Consider the following 3,447-nt stretch of genomic DNA (forward strand, 5'->3'; position numbering starts at 1 on the left):
TCTGGGACTCTCAAACGGCGACTGTCACTTACGAACCTCTGGAGGAGGTCTTTCCCGGAGACGAGATACTGTACGTACTGACATACGAAAACCTCTCCGACATTGAGATAGAGGGTCTGCAGATGGTCGCCATGATCCCCGAAGGGACTTTCTACATCAAGGGGAGTGCGACCGGTGAAAAGAGAGAACACGCCACCTGGGAGGCAACCGGACTGGAGTTGCTTTTCAGCTACGACGGCGGGAACGTCTTTGCCAAACCGCCGTTGTTCGTCGAAGAGGTGAAAGGAGGAATGACCGTCAAGAGACTGGTGAATCCGATGGATTACACGAATATCATGTGGATATGCAATGCGAGATTCAAACCCTCAGATATATTGAAAGTTCTCTACAAGGTAAAGGTACTGAGTTAAAAATGCACGGGAGGTGAGTTTTATGGGCAGGAAATTTCTCGTAATTCTTATCGCGGCATTGATAGCCGTCGCCGCGATAGCCGTACCGCCGGCTGCCGGAACCAAGATCAAGAACCAGGCAGCCGCAACTTACACCGATGACACAGGTGTGAGTAGAACTATTCTTTCGAACCAGGTTATTACAAACGTACTTCCAATTTACTCGGTCGTCGTGACTCCGGACGTTATCGAACAGCCTGGAGCTGCCGGTCAGACTCTGTATTTCCAGTTCCGTATCGATAACCTGGCGAACATTCAGGACAGCTTCACGGCTGAACTGGTTTTCGACAACGTCTCTTCTACGTTTGTACCGATATCTCCCGAAGTCTATTACGACGAAAATGGAAACGGCATCGTCGATCCAGGAGAAGAACCATGGAACACAAACATCGTTGTTCCTTCCAACGATTTCAGGTATGCGATAGTCAAGTACAGGATCCCCAGCGCGGCCACGGCGGGTGCCACGGCGACGGTATGGTTGAACGTAGAGTCGGTCGCCGATCCGGTAAATGCCTTTGATTACGGCAACGCCGCCAATGCAAGGGTATACAACGACGCGGTGTTGACGCTGTTCAAATCGGCAACTCCCGATCAGGTGAGCGCCGGCGACACTGTGACTTACGTGTTGTCCGGAAGCAACGTGGGAAATCAGACCGCCAACAGTATAGTTTTGACCGACTTCCTGGCGCCTTCTCTGGAATTCATCGGGTTCGAGAATCCAGTTCCCGCGACGATGGGTACATCTCACGATCCTGCAACAAATAAAGTAACACTTACTATCAGCAGCTTGAATGCTGGTGTAAGTTTCAGTATCAAGATCGTCGTGAAAGTCAAAGCCGATACGCTCGCCGGTATGGTGGAGAACTTCGCCACGATTACTTATGATACGGCGACTAGCGGAACTGTTACGAGAACCTCGAACACATCGACTATTATGGTAGGAGGTCCTGGCTACGAGACAGCCATGGTTTTCATAGGACCGAAAGATAATCCGGAAGCTGTGGGGCCAACTGATAGATCGACCGAAACCGGTGTTGCCGGTACTCTCGTCTCCTTTACCAACACGTTGAAAAATTCCGGTCTCTCGACGGACATACTCAATATAACCGTCTCGGATGTACTTCCGGCAGAGCTGACAGGTGTTGTAGCTATCGCTTTCTTCACAGAGAGTCTGACCCCGCTTACGGATTCTAACGACGACGGTATGCAGGACACCGGTCCTCTTGCTCCAGGCCAGACTTTCGATGCCGTGGTAAAGATCTTCGTACCTTCAACCTATACCACTCCAGGGGCTTCGATAACGGCCACGATAAAGACCGTATCTTCGATATCCGGCGCCGTTTTCGATACTACAGTCGATGTGGTGTATCCGATTCTGATTCCGAACGTCCAGATAGGTAACGCGACCGGACTGGCGACCGATACCCTGGTTGACAAGGATCCGGTCAATATGGATGGAAACCCCGGCGAATTTGTGTATTTCCCGCTCGATGTCGCCAACCTCGGTGGTGGAGCCGATACGTTCAGCCTTTCGGCCGTTACGCCATCCGGCTGGACAGTGAGATTCTATATCGATGCGAACGGCGACGGTGTACTCGACCCCGAAGAGATGATACCTATAACCAACACCGGTCTCATCGGTCCGGACAGTGGGAAGCGCATCATAGCACGTGTTGCGATCCCTGAAGGTACACTCTATACCGGTACACCCGTAGATGTCAGGTTCTATGCAACTTCTTTGAGCAACCCGACTATCTCCGACTACCAGCATAACACGATAACTGTCAACAAAGTCTACAGCATAACTCTGCAGCCTTCTAGAAATGGATCGGCTTCGCCGAACACGCACATAGACTACGAACACACGCTGACTAACACTGGAAACGTTGCGGCAGATGTAAAGCTATATGTCGAATCCAGTAGAGGCTGGGCTTATGTGTTCGAGTACATGGGTACCGTAGTTCCCCTTGACTCTACCTTCACCTTGAACCCGGGACAGAGCATCACCGGAATACTGAGACTGTTCGTGCCAAGTGAACCTCTTGGAATAGTCGATGTGACAACTCTCGAAGCGGTGGTTCAGGAAGATACGAGCGTCACTTCGACGGTCATAGATGTGACGATAGTTGTGAGTGCCAACATAAGAATAACCAAGTCCGTAGACAAACTCGAGGCAAAACCCGGAGAAATCCTGGTTTACACCGTGAAGTACGAAGACATCGGTAGTGAGCCCGTGTCTAACTTCTTTATTTACGATACCATTCCATTCTTCACCAAGCTGGACCCCTCGATACTTGACGGAGGATACACCCCGCTTCCAACGGGAGTCAGCTTTGATTACGGAGTGACCTGGGTTACCTTCACTGGCACTATCGACTTCACCAAAGTGACGAATCTGAGATGGGAGTTCGGCACTCTGGAAGCCGGAGAGTCTGGTCAGGTTTCCTTCCCCGTTATTATTGACGGCTATTGATCTATCGCCATGGCCTCCGGGCCATGGCCTTTCATCTCTGCTATCGTTATCGATAGCAGAGACGAGAGGTTACAACATGGGGTGATCAGGTGTACAGAAGATATGTGGTGATACTCGCGGCACTGGTAAGCGCGGTCTTTCTCCTGGCGGTACCGTTCGCCGGTTCGAAAATAGAAAATATTGCCTCGGCCCGTTTCATCGACGGCGACGGCAACGGTATCACCATCTTTTCCGAGAAGGTCGTCACCACGGTGCTTCCCGTCTACGGCTTCATAGTGAAGCCCGACGGAACCTTCGCAGACCCCGGCCAGGTAGAATCTGGAAAAGCAGGAGCTACGGTCGATCTGAAGAACACAGTCACGAATACTGGAAACATAGAGACTTATGTATATTTAAAGGCCGAACAGGTCTTCGAGACCGATCTGGAAGAGGAAACCTTCTTCGGGGTGGCGGCGTCTCCATACCCCGTTCTGAGAGTGGTCGGGATCTTTCACGACAGGAACGGCAACGGAAAGGTCGACGACG

The 3,447-nt window shown here is 51.3% G+C and carries 1 protein-coding gene and 2 pseudogenes; all 3 read left to right on the plus strand.

Annotation, left to right across the window (positions count from 1 at the left end; translation table 11 throughout):
* A pseudogene (locus PKX57_RS11660) lies at positions 1-410 on the plus strand (hypothetical protein); the annotation flags it as partial.
* Positions 411-432: 22 nt separating this feature from the next.
* The gene (locus PKX57_RS11665; RefSeq protein WP_472417481.1) at positions 433-2,922 is read left to right on the plus strand and encodes a hypothetical protein; all 2,490 of its coding nucleotides are present in this window, start codon (positions 433-435) and stop codon (positions 2,920-2,922) included.
* An 89-nt stretch (positions 2,923-3,011) separates the two neighbouring features.
* Positions 3,012-3,447 (plus strand): annotated as a pseudogene (locus PKX57_RS11670) (hypothetical protein); the annotation flags it as partial.

Source organism: Mesotoga sp. (assembly GCF_035363035.1).
In the GTDB taxonomy this organism is placed as follows: domain Bacteria; phylum Thermotogota; class Thermotogae; order Petrotogales; family Kosmotogaceae; genus Mesotoga.

Excerpts from the sequence above, each read along its gene's own strand:
- PKX57_RS11665 (WP_472417481.1), top strand. The coding sequence starts at position 433 with ATGGGCAGGAAATTTCTCGTAATTCTTATCGCGGCATTGATAGCCGTC.